The sequence below is a fragment of the Actinomyces sp. oral taxon 897 genome (genome assembly GCF_002999235.1).
Classification (GTDB): domain Bacteria; phylum Actinomycetota; class Actinomycetes; order Actinomycetales; family Actinomycetaceae; genus Actinomyces.
The window spans coordinates 1,813,154-1,828,674 of sequence record NZ_CP027236.1; the positions used below are offsets into that span (position 1 = coordinate 1,813,154).

Below are 15,521 nucleotides of genomic sequence, written 5' to 3' on the forward strand. Positions count from 1 at the left end.
GAGGGTAACCGCCGAGGCGGATGTGCAGGGGCGCGGGCTAGAGTCGGCCTCGTGAGCGTGCACTCCTTCTCCCTGGTCCCCGCCGCCTACGTCCTCCTGCTGCGCCAGGCACCTGGCAGGGCCAGCGACCCGGCACCTGCTACAGCTGCCATCGCGCTCGCAGGCACCTCCCGACCCAGGCCCGGCGTCCCGGCGCCCACCGCTGGCACGGTCCCGGCGCCCTCTGCCGGTACGGTCCCGCCCGGTACCGCCGCGCCCCGCTCCCCCGGCTCCTCGGCCGCGGGCACCGAGGTCCTCCTCCAGCTGCGCCGGAACACGGGGTACATGGACGGCTACTGGGCCACAGGGGCGGCCGGGCACGTCGAGAGCGGTGAGTCCGTGCTCCAGGCCGCCTGCCGGGAGGCCCGCGAGGAGGTCGGCGTCGTCCTGACCCCGGAGGACCTGTCTACGCTGACGGCTATGCACCGCTCCAACGACGTCGGCGGCGCCGCCGTCGAGCAGCGGGTCGACTTCTTCTTCACCGCCCGCACCTGGCAGGGGACCCCCACCGTCCAGGAGCACGAGAAGGACGCCGGGCTCGGCTGGTTCTCCCTCACCGACCTGCCCGCCCTCGTCCCGGCGCACGAGCGCGCGGTCCTGACCTGGCTGGCCAGGGCGCTCGACGGCGGGGAGGCGGTCCCGGCAATCACCACCTTCGGCTTCACCCCGGGCCAGGACGTCGCCCACTACGGGGTGGCCCGGCACTGAGCGTCCGCAGCGTCCTGGGCCGGGTCGGCGCTTCCGGCGGGCCTGACCCACGCCCCGCCCCACTGCGCGCCAGCGTCCGCCGCGCCACGCAGCTCTAGCCCCCACCCGTCCTGTGGGCGCCCCTTCTGGTCCTCCTCGTGGTAGCCGCTGGCTTCGTCGGCCCCATCGGCTCCGCGAGCGCCCCGGGACTGGGTGACGTGCCCGTCAGAGTGGGTGATGGCCGTCTCATCGGCTCCGCGAGCGCCCCGGGACTGGGTGGTCGGCCCAGCTCGTAATTCACAAGGTCGCTCCGGCACCCTGAGGCCGGGCGGGAACGCCTGGCCCACACGAACGGTCACGCAGCCCACTCCCCAGGCACCCCGGGGCCGGGCGCCATCGTGGGACCCGTCCCTGGGCACCATGCCCCGCCGCCAGCCCGCCCCGCAGGGCCCGCAGGAAGAGTTATCTAGGGATCTGGCCAGTCGAACGCCTGGTTTTGTCGCAATCTGAGGATCAGAGACGGAGCCACCCCGACCGCAGCTTTGTCTGCTTAATGTCTGCGCAGGTCAGGAGCTTGGTTGCTGGCGTCGGGGAGGATGCCACCGTCTCTGATCCTCAAGATTGCGACACGAGCAGGATCCAGGGCAGCAGACGGACGAAAAATTAGTCACACAATCGCATAATCCGCACGCTTTGTGCCGGGAGTCCTCGTGGACGTCAGACATCCCCGTTCTCACGGCAAACAAGTACCGTTCTCACGGCAAATAAGTACCGTTCTCGCGAAGAATAAGTACCGTTCTCGCGGAAGAGGGGCGGACACGCGCAGCGGACGGCGCCGCACGGCCAGACCTGCCTCACCCCTCCAGGAACCCCAGGATCCGGGGCAGCTCACGACGCGCCTGGACCATCCCGGCCTCATAGGCGGACACGAGCCGGTCATAGCGCAGCTCACCGTTCTCAATCCCCATGCGGTCAGGCTGGAAGAGGTAGACGCTGCCTGAGCGGACGCGGTCCTCCAGCTCCTGCATGGTGGCGTTGTAGCGGGCGGGGCGGGCGATAATCGCGTCGGCCACCAGGGGCTGACGACGGAACGCCTGACGGTACAGGAGTGAACGCACCTCCTCCTTGTGGTACCCGGGCGGCCTCGTGGTGACCACGAGCATGCGCTCAAAACCATCAGCCTGCGCCGCGTCAGTGGCGAACCCCCCGGTGGGCCCCAGGGCGCCGTCGTAGTACCGGGCACCGTCAATGGTCACCGGGGGCATGAGCAGCGGCATGGACGCCGAGGCCTGGGCGCGCGGCAGCAGCTTCTCCAGGGTGTCCAGATCCGACTTGCCCCAGTAGACCTCCTGGCCGGTGTCACCGCAGAAGGCCCCAATGCGGACCTGGGCGGGCGAGGCGGCAAAGACCTCGATATTGAGGGGGAAGGGCTGACCGGGGTCGGTGGTCTCCTTGTAGAGGTGGTCGGAGTTGAAGTAGCCCCGCCCCTGCACAAAGCTCCCCCAGCCGCCTGCCTGCGGGTCCAGCGGCATGGACAGGAAGGCCTCACGGGCACGCCACCTGTCCCGGGCGACGAAGTTGACGGTGTGGGTGCCACCAGCACTGATACCGCCGACCCACCCGAAGTCCAGACCCTCCTCCAGCAGGAGCCGCACCAGGGCCGCGGTGTAGGTGGCGCGCATGCCGCCTCCCTCGAAGACGAGGGCGACGTCGTCAAAACGCCGTGTCACCGGCGCCGGGACGTGACCAGGGTGCCCGTAGGGGAAGGGGCCGGTGGCGGGCAGGGCCGTTACGGCCGCGTCGGCGGGAGGCGGAGGAGGCAGGATGGGCTCGACGTCGGGGACTGCGTCACTGGTCATGCCACGCACCCTAACGCGCTACCCCTGCATGACGGGGAGTGCGCTTCACTGTACGGGAAACTTGCGCCCGGCTCGCCGCCGCCGACTAGCCCGCGGGCCACCCCGCCATGCCGACTAGCCCGGCCCGCCCGCCGACCGGCCCAGCCTGCCGGTCGGGCCCTGGCGCTCACTGGCGGTGAAAGGCCCTCGTCCTCCCCTACCCTCACCGCGCCCTGCGGCGTAGCGTGCCGGACATGGTCACCCCACGTCTTCTTGAGTCCCTTCCCCTGCGCGAGCGCATCGCGCGTAACCGCCTGTGGCTGCCGCCCATGTGCACCTACAGCGCCGCCGAGGACGGCGTGGTCACGCCCTGGCACGTCGTCCACTACGGTGCCCGCGCCGCTGGCGGCTTCGGGACGGTGGTTGTGGAGGCGACGGCGGTGAGCCCGCGGGGACGGCTCTCCCCGCGGGACCTGGGCCTGTGGGAGGACGCGCAGGTCGCGGGGCATTCCCGCCTGGTCGAGGCGATCCACGCCAGCGGCTCCCTGGCCGGGGTCCAGCTGGGGCACGGGGGCCGCAAGGCCGGTACTCCCCCGTGGCGCCCGGACGCCGTCGGGGCCCGTCAGGGTACTCTGGCTGGCTGGGACCTGGTGGCGCCCAGCGCCCTGGCCTACCCCGGCCACGCCACCCCGCGCGAGCTCGACCTCACCGAGGTGCGGGCCCTGGTGGAGACCTTCGCCCAGGCTGCCGGCCGGGCCGTGGCGGCCGGTTACGACCTGGTCGAGCTCCACGGCGCCCACGGCTACCTTCTCCACGAGTTCCTCTCACCCCTGTCCAACCACCGTACGGACGCCTACGGTGGGACCACGGCCGGGCGCCGGCGCCTGGTCCTGGAGGTGGTGGAGGCCGTGCGCGAGGCGGTCGGGGACGCCGTGCTGGGTATCCGCCTGTCCGCCACCGACTGGACCGCGGGCGGGCTCACCGGGGAGCAGACCGCCGAGCTGGCGCCGCTGCTGGTGGAGGCCGGTGCCGACGTCCTCCACGTCTCCACGGGCGGCAACGTGCCCGCAAAGGTCCCGGTGGCCCCGGGCTACCAGGTCCCCTTCGCCGCCCGGGTGCGCGACGCCGTCGCCGCCACCGCGACGCCGGTGGTGACGGTCGGGGTCATTAGGAGCGCCACCCAGGCCGAGCAGATCCTGGTCACTGGGCAGGCCGACGCCGTGGCAGTGGGGCGCCCCGCGCTCCTGGACCCGAGCCTGCCCCTGCGCTGGGCCCGCGACCTCGGGACGGAGGGCTGGCAGGCCCAGGGGGTGCCGGTCCCCTACTGGCGCGGGGTCTGGGCGTCGTAGGCGATCAGCAGGCCGCCAGCGCTGGCCGGACCGGCACGGGATCTGGGCGCAGGCGCGCCCCGAACCTAGGTCCTGGCCAGCGGCCACTCCCCTACTGGCATGGGGTCTGGCAGGCAGGGCACGTGCGGCGCCTAGTCACCCAGCTGGCTCCCTGCTGGCGCAGGGTCTAGCTCACCTGGGCGCCGTCGAGGTCGCGGAGGCGCGCCAATCTCCTACCGGCACGGGATCTGGGCGCAGGCGCGCCCCAGCGCCCCGCACCTGTCGTCCGGCCCCGGCACGCGCGCCTCAACGCCAGGAGACCAGCGCCCTCCCGGCCAGCGCACGCCGTCTTCCTAGGCAGGCGCTGGCGCACCTTGTACGGCCTCAGGCACCGAGCCAGTAGGCGGCCAGGGCGCGCGACATCCACATCCCGTCCCAGATCCCGCACATCTCCCGCTGGGAGTGCATGGACAGCAGGGGGACGCCGACGTCCACCGTGGTGACCCCCAGACGGGTGGCCGTGAGCGGGCCGATCGTGGTGCCGCACGGCACGGCGTTGTTGGAGACGAAGTCCTGGCTGGGGACCTGCGCGGCGGCGCAGGCGCGCGCCCAGAGGGCCTGGCCGGGCGCGTCGGTGGCGTAGCGCTGGCGCGCGTTGATCTTCAGCAGCGGGCCGTGGTTGACCAGGGGGCGGACGGCTGGGTCGTGGAGCCCGGCGTAGTTGGGGTGGACGGAGTGCCCGGCGTCGGCCGAGACGCAGCTGGAGCGGGCCAGGAGCGCGGCATAGGCGTCCCCCGTGTACCCCATGGCCGCGCCCAGGCGCTCCAGGAGGGTGGCCAGGAAGGGGCCGGCCGCGCCGGAGCGGGTCTCGCTGCCCACCTCCTCGTGGTCGAACGCCACCAGGACGACGGCGTCGCGCGGGCTGACAGGCAGGACGGCACCCGGGCGGGCGGTCCCGCCACCGGCTGGCACACCGGCCAGGGCCTCCAGGGCAACCAGGGCGGCGTGCACGGAGGAGAGGTTGTCCAGGCGAGCCGAGGCCAGGAACTCGCCCCGGCGACCGAAGCGCGCGGGGGCCTCGGTGGGGTAGGTCAGGACGTCGTGCCCGGCCAGGTCGGCGAAGTCGATCCCGGCGACCTCGCACAGGTACCGCTCGACCGCGTCAGGGCCGAGCTCGGCACCCTCGTCCTGGGCCAGGGACCACAGGGGCAGCAGGTGGGCCTGCCGGTCCAGGCGCAGGGCGTCGTGGACGGAGTGGTCCAGGTGCGGGGCAACCTGGGCCACGCGGGCGAGGGGGCCGGTACGCACCAGGTGGGTAGCACCGTCGCGCGTGGTCAGGCGCCCGGCCAGGCCGAGCTCACGGTCCAGGAAGGAGTTCTCCAGGGGGCCGCCGTAGACCTCGGCGTTGACCAGCTGCCAGCCGGCGCGGTTGAGCGCCGCCCGCGGCTTGAGCTTGAGGGCCGGGGAGTCGGTGTGGGCGCCGACAATGCGGAAGGCGACGTCGGTGGCGCTGGCACCCGGGGCCTGTGTAGGCGCGCTGCTGGTGGGCGCAGCACCGGCGGGTACAGTACCGTCGGCGGGCGCGCTGCCAGCAGGGACGCCCTGGGTAGGCGGTGTGCCAGCCGGAGTGGCGGAGGTGCCCTGGGCGGCAGCGGCCTGGGTGGGGGCCTCCGGCAGGATCCAGGCGGCGACGGCGCCGTCGCGCACGACGTAGCCGCGACGGGGCAGCCCCGGCCCCCAGGGCCTGGTCTCGCTGACGGCGGTCAGGCCGACGGCCTCCAGGCGGGCGGCGACCTCGGCGGCGGCGTGGTAGGAGGAGGGGGAGGCGGTCACGAAGGCCGCCAGGGAGTCGGTGTAGGTGTCCGGGCTGGTCAGGGCTGGCACCGTCAGGGCGGGGGCGAGGGTGGTCTCAGACATGGGTGCAGTCTTCCACACGACCAGTTGCGCCTACCGTCAGGAACGTACCTTAGCCGTGCGGGACGTACCTTAGTTATTGAGGACGTACCTTAGTCGTCGGGGACGTACCTTAGACGACTTCTAAGGTACGTCTCCAGCGACTAAGGTACGTCCCTGTCAGACAAGGTACGTCTCCGGCAACTAAGGTACGTCCCGCATAAGACAGGTGCGCTCACCTGATCCTGGGAGGCCTCCGCTCCCCACCAGACCCAGGACCCCACAGGCCCCAGAACCCCGCCGCACCCAGGACTCAATGACCAGGACTCAATGACCAGGACTCAATGACCAGGACAGGGGCGCTCCGCTCCCCGCCGCACCCAGGGCCCTGCCCTCCTCCCTGAGGACTAGATCGATCTCCTCCCCGGGAAGGTTGTCGTTCGGACCTCAATCTATAAGACTCTGTGTTCAGACACAGCCCGGCCACGTACGGGAGCCACGGCACCTGCCTCAGAGAGGAGATCAGATGAGCCAGACCATGATCTGCCTGGTCAAGCCCGCCTCCCCACCTACGAAGATCCTGATGCCTGATAACACCCCCGACGCCTCGCGCAGCCGCAGCCGGGCCCCGGAAGCCTTCCTGGGACTCATGACCGTCCTCCACCGCCTCGTCCCCGCGCCGCTGCGCCCCCGGGTGCCCCTGACCTTCGTCGGCTACGTCCTCATTAACGGCAGCGCCTTCGTGCTCGACATCGTCTGCCTGTCGGTCTTCTACAACCACCTCCACTGGGTGTACCAGGTGTCGGTGACCATGGGCTACGCGGTAGCGGGGGTCTACTCCCTCCTGCTCAACCGCTGGCTGAACTTCCAGGTCTCGGGGCACCTGGCGCTCCAGGGCTCACGCTACGCGGTCGGGCTGGTCAGCCAGTACGTCATCTTTATCCTGGGCCTGTCCAGCGTCCTGCACCTGGCGGGAGTCAACGCCGAGCTCGCCCGGGTCGTCTCGGCCTGCTGCGAGGGGATCTACCTCTACGTCCTCATGCGCCTGTGGGTCTTCAAGGGCGCGTCGGAGCCCGCGTCCCAGCCCGCCACCTGCTGAGACCAGCGGACCGGTCCGGGCCCGGGCCTAGTCCGAGTCCACCTCCGCACCGCCGGGCTCACCACAGGGCGCGCGTGGTCTCCGTCGGGCCGTCAAGCTCGGTAAAGCCCGCGTCCACCACCGACACGGGGCGCCTGCCCGAGGCCGCCTCCCAGGAGGCCCGGTCGGGGAAGGTCACGCGCAGACGGTAGCCGTCGCGAGCCCAGGCCCGGCGCAGACGGTCCGGCAGGTCGGGGCTCTGCCAGGCCAGTTGGGCGGCGTGGGCGACCTGGGCGCACAGCTTTCCGGAGGTCATCTCGTGCAGAGGCGTGACCTCGACGGTGACGAGCGCGTCCGTGCTCGCCGACTCCGCCCCCAGAGTGATGTAGCGGGAAACAATGTCCTCCTGCGAGTCGGCGTCACCGCGGGCGACGCCACGGGGGCGGTCTGGTGGGGGCATCGTAGGCGGCGAGTATGACGAGCCACGGGCGTCGCCACGGGGGCGGACTCCTGGAGCACCCGGGGGCTGCGTCCCCGGGCCGTGAAGGCGTCCGACGACGTCGGCCCGCTCCTGCGCGAGCGCCTGCTCGACGACGGCCCTCACGGCGGCCGGGGCAGGCGGGAGCTCCTGGCCGTGAGGGAAGTGCGTGCCCTCCACCTGCGTTTTGGCGATCTCGGGCGGCAGCGGGCGGACCGGGCCGGGGACGATCGCACGGGCGGCCGCCTGCCCCCAGCCGTGCGGACCGTCCTGGACCACGGTGACACCCGCCAGACGCTGCACCTCCTCCCAGCGCCTGCCGCGGGCACGTCGCACGAGCTTGCGGATGCGCCGGTCGCGCCAGTGGCTCACGGCGGCATGCCACGAGCCACCGGGGGCGGCCTGCGGGGAGGCCAGGAGGGCGACGACGGCGCGCCCGACGGCCTCGGCCACGTCAACCCGGCGCGGTGGGTGGACCTTGTCGTAGCGCACCGCGATCTGCATGCCCCAGGGGACCGTCGGGTCGACGGTGGCGGGGTCCACAACGCCCGGCGCCGGGTCCGGGTCGGTCGGCTGGGAGCCGGGTGCGGGGGCCGCAGGAGCCGGAGGGGCGGGTGCGGGTGACCCGGTGGCAGCCGCTGGTGCGAGGTCCGGGCGCTGACCCACGGCGGGGGCGTCTGGCGCAGGCGTGTCCGCGGCAAGGGCGTCCGGAGCAGGGACGGAGCGGACCTGAACGGAGGTGGCGGGCTCGGAGGAGGTCATGGTGGGACCCTACGCGCGATGAGAAGACACTCAGCTCAAGACTGGCGTCCGCCTCAATATTGTTATATCCTCAACGAGAATGCTCGCACTCAAAACACCGCCTCAATCCCTGAAGGGCTACCATGAAACCCAAGTACCTGCACCTCATTGCCCTTGTTCTCCTCCTGGCCGGAGTCGGCCTCATAATGGTCAGGCACATAGGCGACCCGCCCCAGGTCACCTGCGTGGAGAAGGGCCCCACCTCGGGGTTCTCCATTGAGAAGGACGGCCAGGAGTGTCCTCTGAACGAGGCGGACTTCCGGGCCTACTGGCACTGGGAGCACAATTCGGCTGTCCCCCTCCACCTGGCAGGCCTGGGCTGCGTCGCCCTGAGCCTCGCGACCGAGGTCACCGGCCTGGTGGTCGGGCACAAGCAGAAGAAGCGTAAGCGGGAGGCCGCCGCCCTGGGCACCTCGGCCCAGGCCTGAGACGGGTTAGTGCCACCGCCCCCAGAGGGTCCAGAGGGTGCTGACCCCCTGAGGAGAAGGAACGCCTGGGCGGCGCCCAGGGCGCGCACGTCCGCCCGCCGACCCCCTGAGGGCGGAAAGGGACGCACCTCGGTGAGCTGGGCCAGCTGCCCGCGAGCGCGTCGTCGCTCAGAACCGGGAAGGGCGTAGCCAGGGGCCAGCCCGGGAGCAGCCCTGGGCTACGCGGGGTAACGCAGGAGGACGCCCATACCGCCCTCGAAGGTGATCCCTGCCAGCTCCGGGCCCCGGGCGACCTGCGTGAACCCCAGCACCATATGGAGGGCAATCGAGGCATGGTCGGTGGCACTGACGACGGAGTAGACCGGCGCACCGGGCTCCAGGACCTCCACGGTACCCAGCACCGCCGCCAGGAGCCGCCGTCCCACGCCCTGACGTCGGGCATCCGGATCCACCACGAGGCCCGAGACCACCCACACAGGGGCATCTGTCTCCTCCTTCCCGCAGACCTCCAGGGCGGTGGCGGGGAGCTGGAAGGCGCCCGCGAGCGCCACCGGGACGAGCGTCTCGTCCCCGGGCGGCGGGAGGGCCACATCCCCCGGCGTCATGACGTCCGGGGCCTCGTCCTGAGGAGGCGACGTCGGCTGCGCGCCCCTGACCTGCGAGGGCTCCTGGCGGCGGCCCGGCGGCTCAAGGACCGGGTGCGCGTCCCTGACCTGCGGAGTCTCCCCTGCCAGGGCGAGCAGCAGGACCGGGACGTTCCCGATGGTGCGGGCGGCCTGGTCCAGGGCCTCCTCGGCGGTGTGCCCGCGCAGGGCCAGGAGCTGGGCCACCCGTGCCCGGTCACCGGGCAGGGCGGGACGGATGACCAGGTCGTCCTCGCCAAGGAGAAGGGAACGGACGGCGGGGTCTGGCTCGAGGGGGGCGAAGTCGTTCACCGCCCCAGGGTCCCACACGAGGCCTGGCACGCCGCTGGCCCGTGCGCCGCCACACACCCCCGTTCTCACGACGAACAAGTACCGTTCTCACGACGAATAAGTACCGTTCTCGCGAAAGACGGGGCGGGGCAGCGCGGGGCAGCAGGGGCGCGGGCCCGGTCAACTGCAGAGCCCCGGTCAACTGCAGAGCCCTGGTCAGCTGCGGGGGTCGGCGTCAATCGCTCCCTGGACGTCGTTGAAGAGCAGGTTGGAGATCTCCACCTGCACCATCTCCACCTGGGGGACGTCGTGCAGGAGGAGCGGGTCGTCGGCCGAGGTCTGCAGCGCCAGCGTGCCGCAGCTGAAGAAGCGGTCGGTAAAGTCCTTGTCCAGCTGGATGTCAGAGATCCGGGTCAGCGGCAGGTCGTGTCCCACGCGCTTGAAGACGCCGGCGCGGGTGATAACACGCTTGGTGGTCACCGTGTAGGTGTGCGAGTACCACTGCAGCCACGGCACGATGAGCAGCGGCACGCTCAGGACCAGCACCACGGCCCAGATGCCGACCAGGCCCCAGGGCCTCCAGGAGCTGGGGGCCAGTACCGAGCCGACGACGCCGAGCACGACCAGCACGGCCTCGAGGACGATCCTCCACAGGAGGATCTTCATATGGGTGTGCATGTGCCGTACCACGACCTCGTCGCGACTGAGCAGCTTCTTTGACAGGGCCATAGGTACATGGTGCCACGACCTCAACCGTCTTCAACAGATTTCGTCCCCGGCCCCGCCACCGCCCCGACGACGGGCGCGGCGCACCCAGCACCCCGGCACCCGCACCCAGCACCTAAGCCCCAGGCCAACCCCCCACCGGCAGCAGGCGCGGCGCACCCAGCACCCGAGACCCACCCACCGGCAGCAGGCTAGGCTGGCCCCGGCCAGGCGCAGGCGACACCAAGGGCCCCTGGTCCTGCCTGCCCGGCCCTCCTGGCCGACCGGCCAGGTGAGCAACACCATGCTGGCCACGCTGACCACACGGGCCGTCCGCGTCTACGGCACGATCACCTGGGCTGGGCCCGGGCTCTCGGCCGTCGAGGGCCGTCCGCGTCCGTAGCACGACCCCCGGGGGACAGGCGGCACAGGCAGGCGCCAGAGAGGATACGGAGGAGGTCGCCATGAGCACGGACGTGACACGGCTCCTGACAGACACCGGGGGCCTGGCACTGTGGTGCTTCCTGCTAGGGGTGTGCCTGCACCGGGACAACCGTCAGCTGCGCAACGGCTTCCTGGCCCTGCTGGTGGCCCTGTGGAGCATACGCCTGGTGTCCCGCCTCGCCGACCTGGTACCGGGGCTGGACGTCCCGGTCACACTGGGGAGTGCGGCCCTGATTGTGTTCACGGGGCTCATGCCCTTCCTCCTCGTGCTCAACGGGGTGGTGCTCCTGCGCCGGGAGGGGATCCGCCTGGGGAACGTGCTCAGCCTCCTGGCCGGGCTGGGACTCGTCGCGGCGCCTGTGGTGGCGGTCGCGCTCGTAGCCACAGCCAACCCGTGGGGGCTCCTGGCCGCCATGCTCCTGTTCTGCCTGTGCCTCTACCTGGGGGTCTTCCTGGTCATCCTCCTGGCCCAGACGGCGGTGCAGCGGATCTGGGGAGGACGGCGCGCGGTACCGCACCCCGACGCCGTCGTGGTCCACGGCTCCGGGCTCATTGACGGCAAGGTGCCGCCGCTGCTGGCCTCACGGGTGCGCCGCGGGATCCGGGCGTGGCGCGACGAGGACCGCCTGCGTCCGGGGGTGCCGCTGCTGGTGATGAGCGGGGGCCAGGGACCGGACGAGCCGGTCAGCGAGGCGCAGGCGATGGCGGACTACGCCGTGACCCAGGGGGTGGCACGTGAGCGCATCCTGGTGGAGGGCCGCTCCGCCACGACCCAGGAGAACATCGCCCTCAGCCGTGAGCTGCTGGCACGGCAGGGCATGCCGCAGGCGCGGGTCCTGCTCGTGACGAGCTCCTTCCACGCGGTGCGCACCGCCGTCCTGGCCTCGGACATGGGGACCACGTGGGCGGTGGCCTGGGCGCGCACGGCCTGGTACTTCTCGGTCAACGCCTGGCTGCGCGAGTACGTCGCGGTCCTGACCTACCGCAGGACGGCGGCGCTGGTGTGGGCCGGGCTGACGGCGACGGGGGCGGCGGCCTACACGGCCCTGGTGGTCGCCGGGTACATATCCCTGCGCTGAGGGCGGGCGGAACCAGGGACGAGGCCGTGAGCGGAACCGGCAGGCGGAGCCGTAGGCGGGACCGGCAGGCGGAACCGTGGGCGGTGGGCGGGACCGGTAGCCAACAGCGCAGACACACCCCTACGCTGAGGGCGCCCGGGGCCGGTACCGCGCGCCAGCGCCCCTGGACATCGCCCCACTTTGTATGCTGTCGCACGCATAGTTGAGGAAAAGACGGGAGCGAGGGGGACGAAACGGCATGGTTGACAATACCTACCTAGTAGCGAGCGGGGTGCTCCTGTTCCGCGTCGTCGTCCTGGCCACCATACTCGGGGCCCTGACCTGGTCCCTGGGGAGGGACCGACGTCGGCTACGCTGCGGCGTCCTGGCGACAGCCTCCCTCGTGGTGCTCCTGGACACGGCGGTGGTGGTGGCCCGGTGGCTGGGACTCCCTACCGGTCCCGTCACCACCCTCTTCCTGCCTCAGCCGGGGACCGTGTGGCTGCTGTCGTGGATACTGCCTGTCACACTCATGAGCGTGACCAGCGTGGTCGGGATGCAGGGCGGGCGCAGGCCGGTCAACCTGGCCGCCATCGTCCTGGGCTGGGTCGGTACCGCGACCCTGGTGGCCTCCACCTTCCTGTGGCAGGGCGACGGCGTCGTCCTGCCCGCGGTGGCGACCTTGATAATCGCCCTGGCGGCGGCCGGTAGCGTGACGTTCATAACATGGGTCGCCCAGGGGCTCCTGCAGGACAGCGGGCAGTGGGGGGAGGACGACCTGGGCCCGGAGGTGGTCCTGGTCCTGGGGGCCCGGCTGGTCCGGGGCCAGATGACCCGCCTGCTGGCGGCGCGCGTGGACGCCGGGCTGCGCGCCTGGGAGCGGGCCGACCGCGAGCGCCCCGGCACCCCCCTGCTGGTCCTGTCCGGTGGGACGGTAGGCAGCCCGGTGGCCGAGGCCGACGTCATGTCGGCGTACGCCCTGGTCCAGGGCGTGCCGCCGGGCCAGGTCGTGGCCGAGGACCGGTCCCGCAGCACCACGCAGAACCTCCTGTTCACCCGCGACCTGCTGGAGGAGCGGGGGATGGCCGAGGCGCGGGTCCTGATTATGACCAGCGCCTTCCACGTGGCGCGCACCGGGATGCTGGCCAGCCGGCTGGGGCTGCGCTGGCAGGTGACGGGGGCACCCAGCTACTGGTACCAGCTCGTGGGGAACTGCTCGCGCGAGCTCCTGGCCTTTGTCGTCGAGCGGTGGGCGGGGGTGTCGCTGACGGTCGCGGGCGCCGTCGCCTACGCCGTGATCCTGGTGACCCTGAGCTGACGCCGCGTACCGCCGGGCGCGTGTGGCACCCGGCCATCGGCGTGAACATGAGGCATGATCGTAGGCGACGCCGCCTGACGCCCGATCCGCTGCCCGGCCCGGGACCAGCAGGCGCCCGGCCTGGGACCAGCCACCGGCCAGCCCGGTCCCAGGTGGCGCCCAACCTGGGACCACCCGGCGCCCGGCACGGCCCCAGGCACAGCCCAGGTCCGGCTACCGACCCGGGCGAGCCCGTCCACGTACAAGTCCGCCCTACCCCAGAGGAGCCCTTCATGTCCCGTTCTTCCTCCCCCAGCTTCACCTGGCGGGTCACCGCCGCCCTGACCACCCTGGCCGCGGGCATGGTGGCCGAGAAGGTCGTGGCGACCACCTGGCGGGCCGTCACCGGCTCACCCGCCCCCAAGCAGGAGGATCTCCTGGACACCCCCCTGGCACAGGTAGTGCTGTTCGCCATCGTCTCCGGTGCCACGGCAGCCGTGGTGCGCGAGCTGTCCCTGCGCAAGGCCGCAGGCGTCTACGGCCGCTCCGGCAACAACCCCCTGCGTCCCGCCATTAAGGCCTGAGCGCAGGCCGGCGCCGCCCGCCCGACGCACGCGGTGGCCTGCGTCCGCGGTTCCCCGCTCACCCCTGCCAGCGAGTGCCCGCCGACGCACGCAGCGGCCTACGGTCCCGCCACCCCAGGCCGGACAACGCCCGGCTGCCCGCCCGACGCACGCGGTGGCCTACGGTCCGGCACGCGCACCAGCCTCCAGGTCTCCGTACCCGCCCCTGCACGCAGCGGCCTACGGGACCACCAGGGCCGCGATACCGGATTAGGGCCCGCCCGCCCTGTACGCAGCGGCCTACGAGGCCCTGCCCCCGCTGGCTGGCTCGCCCCAGAGCCGCCCCGCACGCGGTGGCCTACGTCCACAGGGCAGGCGGGTCAGTAGCTGGCGATGCGGGTCGCTGGCAGGACCTGGATTCGGCGCCTGACGACCAGCTCGCAGAATCCAGGACACCGGCCGACGCCGCACCCGCACAAACAGGCGCCTCCGCCTCCAGGACGGAGGTCTATTCACGACCCCGGTGGGACTGGCGCCCGGTTCTGTCGCAATCTGAGGATCAGAGCGGAGGGCACCCTCAGGTGTTCCGAGGTCCGGGCCCCTGACCTGCGTGGACATTGGGTGTACAGAGGCGAGAGCGGGGTGGGATCGGTTCTGATCCTCAGATTGCGACACGCACGCCGAACAGGCCAGCAAGTACTCGGGAAACCATCCAGGGCATCGCATAAAACACAGGTCCAGACGAAGACGACCGGCCCCGGACGGTGTCGGTTGCGCAAACCCCCGGTCCTGCCGCGGGCCAGCCGGTAGAATCCGCTCAGGAGGACACCATGGTTCGCACGTCGCAGGACCCGACCCCCCGTATGTCCCGGCCCAATGAGGGGCCCGCACACACGAGACGCGGTCCAGAACAATCCCAGTTAGTGGAAAGCACTGGAACAACGCCCGAAACTACCAGTTCGTCACGGTTCAGGCCCCTGGCCAGGCTGCTCCCTGCCCGCGGCTCCCTCACACGAATGCTGCGGTCCCGGCAGCGCCCCTCTCCCCCGGCGCCCGCCTCCAGCCTCCCACCAGGCGCCTCCCGTCAGTCGCCGCCAGCCGCCTCCGACTTCCCGGCGCCCGCCTCCAACCAGCCGCCAGCTCCCCCGTCCCGGCCAGCCCGCCCCCACCCCAGCCGGGTGCTGGCGCTCCTGGCAGCCCTGGACGCGGGCATCCACCTGGCGGCCTGCTGGTGGGAGCCCACCGAGGGTACTGCGGTGAGGCACCGGCGTGACGTGGTCGTCCGGCTCACCCAGTCCCTGGCCCTGCCGCTCATGGGCGGGACCTGGGCCACGTGGCCGGACCGGCAGGTGCGGGGAGCCCGGGCGGGCACGGTGTACGGCGCCCTGGCCTGGTCCTGGCTGGGTGACACGCTCCCGGCCCTGGTGCCGCGTCAGGCGGCCCTGCCGGTCCTCGTGGTCTCCTTCCTGCCCGCTCAGTGGTGCTGGACGGCGGCCATGACCCCTGCCCGAGACCGTAACGCGCTGCGGCCGACCTCCCCCGCCTGGCCCCTGCCCCTGTTGGGAGTGGTGGGCGCTGGCGTCGCGGTAGGCAGGCGGGTCCTGCCGGGCTCGGGGGCCTTGGCCCCGGTCGGGGCCCTCTACGCGGTCTCACTGGCCACCCAGGCCCTGGCCGCCACGGGCACCGGGCCCCTGGGTGCGGCCGGCGGGTCGCTCTTTACGCTCTCCGACTCCCTCATTGCCGTCCAGGCCCTGGGAGGACGGCGCCTGCCCAAGGGGGAGTGGCTGGTCATGAGCACCTACCTGCTGGCCCAGGCCCTCCTCCTGGCCGCCGTCGAGCACGACGCCCGCCGAGGCGGACAGCATCGGTAAGTCCCCGGCCAGGGCGCCCGGACCGCAGGCCGGCAACCACCCGGCCCGCCGCCCGCCCCCGGGTGCCAGGGCGCCCGGACCGCCCCGGTTTCACGTGGA

The 15,521-nt window shown here is 72.0% G+C and carries 13 protein-coding genes; 8 read left to right on the forward strand and 5 right to left on the reverse strand.

The window, feature by feature from the left end; all coding sequences use genetic code 11:
* Positions 1 to 51: 51 nt before the first annotated feature.
* Positions 52 to 747: an NUDIX domain-containing protein gene (locus C3V41_RS07325; protein WP_254423516.1), complete on the forward strand. Its 696-nt coding sequence runs from the start codon at positions 52 to 54 to the stop codon at positions 745 to 747.
* Between the two features lie 833 nt (positions 748 to 1,580).
* Here the strand turns inward: C3V41_RS07325 and C3V41_RS07335 are convergent.
* Entirely contained in the window at positions 1,581 to 2,585 is a 1,005-nt protein-coding gene (locus tag C3V41_RS07335; protein WP_106109726.1) for a patatin-like phospholipase family protein, read from the reverse strand.
* 233 nt (positions 2,586 to 2,818) lie between these two features.
* Here C3V41_RS07335 and C3V41_RS07340 point away from each other — a divergent pair, with 233 nt between their 5' ends.
* On the forward strand, positions 2,819 to 3,913 hold the full coding sequence (locus C3V41_RS07340) for an oxidoreductase (RefSeq protein ID WP_106109727.1): 1,095 nt from the start codon (positions 2,819 to 2,821) through the stop codon (positions 3,911 to 3,913).
* Between the two features lie 363 nt (positions 3,914 to 4,276).
* On the opposite strand, the gene C3V41_RS07345 is transcribed toward C3V41_RS07340, so the two are convergent.
* On the reverse strand, positions 4,277 to 5,809 hold the full coding sequence (locus C3V41_RS07345; RefSeq protein ID WP_106109728.1) for a M18 family aminopeptidase: 1,533 nt from the start codon (positions 5,807 to 5,809) through the stop codon (positions 4,277 to 4,279).
* 559 nt (positions 5,810 to 6,368) lie between these two features.
* Between C3V41_RS07345 and C3V41_RS07350 the strand changes: the two genes are divergently transcribed.
* Positions 6,369 to 6,884 carry a GtrA family protein gene (locus tag C3V41_RS07350; protein ID WP_254423733.1) on the forward strand — a complete coding sequence of 172 codons (516 nt, stop codon included), beginning with the start codon at positions 6,369 to 6,371 and terminating at the stop codon, positions 6,882 to 6,884.
* 58 nt (positions 6,885 to 6,942) lie between these two features.
* On the opposite strand, the gene C3V41_RS07355 is transcribed toward C3V41_RS07350, so the two are convergent.
* Positions 6,943 to 7,845 carry a peptidyl-tRNA hydrolase gene (locus tag C3V41_RS07355; RefSeq protein ID WP_106110732.1) on the reverse strand — a complete coding sequence of 301 codons (903 nt, stop codon included), beginning with the start codon at positions 7,843 to 7,845 and terminating at the stop codon, positions 6,943 to 6,945.
* A 380-nt stretch (positions 7,846 to 8,225) separates the two neighbouring features.
* Between C3V41_RS07355 and C3V41_RS07360 the strand changes: the two genes are divergently transcribed.
* The gene (locus C3V41_RS07360) at positions 8,226 to 8,570 is read left to right on the forward strand and encodes a hypothetical protein (RefSeq protein WP_106109730.1); all 345 of its coding nucleotides are present in this window, start codon (positions 8,226 to 8,228) and stop codon (positions 8,568 to 8,570) included.
* 218 nt (positions 8,571 to 8,788) lie between these two features.
* On the opposite strand, the gene C3V41_RS07365 is transcribed toward C3V41_RS07360, so the two are convergent.
* Positions 8,789 to 9,505, reverse strand: a complete 717-nt coding sequence (locus C3V41_RS07365; RefSeq protein ID WP_106109731.1) for a GNAT family N-acetyltransferase — start codon at positions 9,503 to 9,505, stop codon at positions 8,789 to 8,791.
* A gap of 195 nt (positions 9,506 to 9,700) precedes the next feature.
* The gene (locus tag C3V41_RS07370; protein WP_106109732.1) at positions 9,701 to 10,213 is read right to left on the reverse strand and encodes a PH domain-containing protein; all 513 of its coding nucleotides are present in this window, start codon (positions 10,211 to 10,213) and stop codon (positions 9,701 to 9,703) included.
* Between the two features lie 440 nt (positions 10,214 to 10,653).
* Here C3V41_RS07370 and C3V41_RS07375 point away from each other — a divergent pair, with 440 nt between their 5' ends.
* The 4 genes from C3V41_RS07375 to C3V41_RS07390 all read left to right on the forward strand — a co-directional run bounded on the left by C3V41_RS07375 (position 10,654) and on the right by C3V41_RS07390 (position 15,422).
* Positions 10,654 to 11,712, forward strand: a complete 1,059-nt coding sequence (locus tag C3V41_RS07375) for a YdcF family protein (RefSeq protein WP_106109733.1) — start codon at positions 10,654 to 10,656, stop codon at positions 11,710 to 11,712.
* Between the two features lie 238 nt (positions 11,713 to 11,950).
* The gene (locus tag C3V41_RS07380) at positions 11,951 to 13,009 is read left to right on the forward strand and encodes a YdcF family protein (protein ID WP_106109734.1); all 1,059 of its coding nucleotides are present in this window, start codon (positions 11,951 to 11,953) and stop codon (positions 13,007 to 13,009) included.
* A gap of 272 nt (positions 13,010 to 13,281) precedes the next feature.
* Entirely contained in the window at positions 13,282 to 13,572 is a 291-nt protein-coding gene (locus tag C3V41_RS07385) for a DUF4235 domain-containing protein (protein ID WP_106109735.1), read from the forward strand.
* A gap of 995 nt (positions 13,573 to 14,567) precedes the next feature.
* The gene (locus C3V41_RS07390) at positions 14,568 to 15,422 is read left to right on the forward strand and encodes a lysoplasmalogenase family protein (RefSeq protein WP_165271599.1); all 855 of its coding nucleotides are present in this window, start codon (positions 14,568 to 14,570) and stop codon (positions 15,420 to 15,422) included.
* Positions 15,423 to 15,521 lie beyond the last annotated feature (99 nt).

Coding starts and splice junctions, on each gene's coding strand:
- C3V41_RS07335 (WP_106109726.1), bottom strand. CDS start 2,585: ATGACCAGTGACGCAGTCCCCGACGTCGAGCCCATCCTGCCTCCTCCG.
- C3V41_RS07340 (WP_106109727.1), top strand. CDS start 2,819: ATGGTCACCCCACGTCTTCTTGAGTCCCTTCCCCTGCGCGAGCGCATC.
- C3V41_RS07345 (WP_106109728.1), bottom strand. CDS start 5,809: ATGTCTGAGACCACCCTCGCCCCCGCCCTGACGGTGCCAGCCCTGACC.
- C3V41_RS07350 (WP_254423733.1), top strand. CDS start 6,369: ATGCCTGATAACACCCCCGACGCCTCGCGCAGCCGCAGCCGGGCCCCG.
- C3V41_RS07355 (WP_106110732.1), bottom strand. CDS start 7,845: ATGCAGATCGCGGTGCGCTACGACAAGGTCCACCCACCGCGCCGGGTT.
- C3V41_RS07360 (WP_106109730.1), top strand. CDS start 8,226: ATGAAACCCAAGTACCTGCACCTCATTGCCCTTGTTCTCCTCCTGGCC.
- C3V41_RS07370 (WP_106109732.1), bottom strand. CDS start 10,213: ATGGCCCTGTCAAAGAAGCTGCTCAGTCGCGACGAGGTCGTGGTACGG.
- C3V41_RS07375 (WP_106109733.1), top strand. CDS start 10,654: ATGAGCACGGACGTGACACGGCTCCTGACAGACACCGGGGGCCTGGCA.
- C3V41_RS07380 (WP_106109734.1), top strand. CDS start 11,951: ATGGTTGACAATACCTACCTAGTAGCGAGCGGGGTGCTCCTGTTCCGC.
- C3V41_RS07385 (WP_106109735.1), top strand. CDS start 13,282: ATGTCCCGTTCTTCCTCCCCCAGCTTCACCTGGCGGGTCACCGCCGCC.
- C3V41_RS07390 (WP_165271599.1), top strand. CDS start 14,568: ATGCTGCGGTCCCGGCAGCGCCCCTCTCCCCCGGCGCCCGCCTCCAGC.